Origin of the sequence: Ochrobactrum chromiisoli (genome assembly GCF_026241335.1) — a bacterium.
Classification (GTDB): Bacteria; Pseudomonadota; Alphaproteobacteria; order Rhizobiales; family Rhizobiaceae; genus Brucella; species Brucella chromiisoli.
In genome coordinates, this window is record NZ_JAPHAV010000047.1 from 1 (window position 1) to 2,674 (window position 2,674).

Genomic DNA, 2,674 nt, shown 5'->3' on the forward strand with positions numbered 1-2,674 from the left:
CTTGACCGGCAGACGCCGGATCAGGTCTACTTCAACGCGCTGACACCAATGATGGTGGCGGCATAATCGCGGCGGAAATCCACTTAACGAAACGCCCGAAACTGTTCAGACAAACCGAACCACCTCTCCGAGCGGGACTTTGAGCTGTTTAAGTTCGAAAAGACGGCGACGTTCGGACAAAGTGATCTGCGAATAGCAATTCGACATCCAATTTCCTCCATGGCTAACCACATGAATTCATTGGCATGTTGCAGTTTAAAATCGAATGTACCCCTGTTATACATATTGTTTTAGCAAGTTAAAGTTGCGACGTTTCCAGCAAAATAGAGATGCGACAGGTGCTGACGTTCAGCCCCCATTCCGAGAGGCTGGTCGGGGTTGCAAACGAGGAATGGGGGCGGATGAATATCGACCTCTTCGGCTTTAGCTTTCTCAGTAGCAATTGTTCTGTCAGCAGTTGATACTCGGTTCACCTGCATCGAGCAGGAGAGGGATCAAAGTCGTACAATGCTGCCAAAAATCTGCCTGCAAGGTGATGTCGATATCGCTGCACTCTCACCACTGCTTCGCGGCATGCTGCTTGCAGTTGCCTATGCTCAGCGCGAGGGTGGCATCGGACTAACGGCAACCGGCGCGATGAACCGCAAGTTCGTGCACTGGGCTGCTGAGAACTTCCTCTGGCCCAGGTTCACGGCCGAAGACCTCTACAGCATGCACAAGGTGCTCAATGAAAACGACATGCCACCGCTTTGTGTCGTGCACGACCTGACCCGCTATCTGAAGCTTCTTCGCCGCAGGAAAAATGTACTGTTGCCAACCAGGCGTGGCCGGGAGTTTCTGGCCAACCCGCAAGCCTTCTTCGATCTGATCGCCACGAATTACCTTTATTCGTATATCCACGCCACCGATCGCAAAGAGGAGGTGCAAGCGCGCCTACGCTGGTGGCGCATGTACCTCAATCTTCTCAATATCCTGGCGAGAGAAGGCTGTACGCCGCTGGACGTTGCGAAGATACTCAATCCGAGCCTGGCACCTCTGTCGGAAACCGAAATGACCCTCGAAGCCTGGGAACTAAAATCCGAGCTTCAGTATGGCGTCTTGCGACGCTTATGCTGGCTCGGCCTGCTTTTTGAGGCAAGAGAAGGACTTACCTTGCTTGACGACGGAACCTTCCACAAAACACCGCTCTGGGCTGCCTGCCTGCAACTGGAATCGGATACGCAAAGCGATATCGGCGTCCATTGACGATCATTATTCGGCTGCGGCCCGCTTCATCAGCGCCTTCTCCCGGCGCGCGATAACGTCAGGATCGTTCATGTAAGCTGTGCGTGATTTACGTTCACGCTTCTGATACCCGTTCCCGACACTGCCATCAGGCACGCCGAACATATGGTTCGTCTGGCCAGTGCGACGGGGACCGCTCTTGCTGCGTTGCAACTCTCGGCCCGTCTGCATCTCGGCCACAAGCGAAAGCATGTCATCCAGCCGTTTGTTCTCGACAACGGGCGAACGATGAATTGAACGAAGCTTGTCGAATGTTCTGTAGGGCAGGGTGTCCGTGCCGTGCATGATCTCAAGGCGACCGTCCGGATAGTCGCAGACAATGCCCTTCTGCCGCGCAAGCCGCTTTGCAAGCTCCGTCGGCTCCAGGATGAACAACACCTTGTCATAGCGTAGTGTCAGTGTTTGCGACAGCGTTCGCACTTCCTTCCGGCACATCGCGCCATCGATGTTCTCATGCGTGTCCAGCGGTCGATGCATATCCTTCGGATTGCGCGGCTCTTTGCCAAACCGGGCATTAAAATCTGCTATGAATTCCGGAACATAAGCATTCGCAGCTTCGATCGTATCAATGCCGCGAAGCCGCAATTCCTTCACAAGGCGGTCCTGCAAAGTCCGGTTCGCACGTTCGACACGACCTTTGGCCTGCGGGGTATTGGCACAGATGATATCGATGTTAAGCTCGTAAAGAGCGCGCCCAAACTGTGTCATGCCGCTCGTGCGATCTTTCTCCGAACCATGGGTCGTGCGAAACACACCATGCTTGTCGCTATAAAATGCCAGCGGTTTGCCCCATTCACGGAGATACGCCTTCGTCGCATGGAAATAATCGAACGTATTCTCTGATCCCGCGAAACGTAGATGCAGAAGCTTGCCGGTGGCATCATCAATATAAACGAGGAGGGCGCATTTGGGCCCCCGACCCTCAAACCACCAGTGATGCGAACCGTCGATCTGCACCAGTTCCCCAAAGCAATCGCGCCGACCGCGCGGCTGATGAAGCTGTCGCTTGCGTTCGCGACGTGACGTCCACAACCCCGCTGCCGTCATCCATTGTCGCAGCGTCTCCTTGCTGACCGAAAGCTGATGCCGTTCGGCAAGCTTCTCACAGGCAAGTGTCGGTCCGAAATCCCAGTAACAGCTGCGCACCAGGTCCAGAACACCATTCCGGAAATCGTCGCTGTAACGCCGATTGCTTGGGCGGCCACGCTTGCCGGAGACAAGACCTCCAGGGCCAAACCGGTCAAAGGCCTGTAAAAGTCTGTGGGTAATCCTCCCGTTTTTAACGGGGCTCTGCAGTAGAATTTACGCAGCCATTATTAGTTTCTGTGCGGGTGTGATGCCGCCGATGCCCATATTGGGCCGTTCGTTGTTATACGTCCAGAGCCATTGT

At 54.6% G+C, this 2,674-nt stretch carries 1 protein-coding gene and 1 pseudogene; one reads left to right on the forward strand and one right to left on the reverse strand.

The features are described 5' to 3' along the window. The first annotated feature begins 507 nt into the window (after positions 1-507). Entirely contained in the window at positions 508-1,245 is a 738-nt protein-coding gene (locus OPR82_RS22650; RefSeq protein WP_265987224.1) for a hypothetical protein, read from the forward strand. A 6-nt stretch (positions 1,246-1,251) separates the two neighbouring features. Here the strand turns inward: OPR82_RS22650 and OPR82_RS22655 are convergent. Then, positions 1,252-2,547 (reverse strand): annotated as a pseudogene (locus OPR82_RS22655) (ISNCY family transposase); the annotation flags it as partial. Positions 2,548-2,674 lie beyond the last annotated feature (127 nt).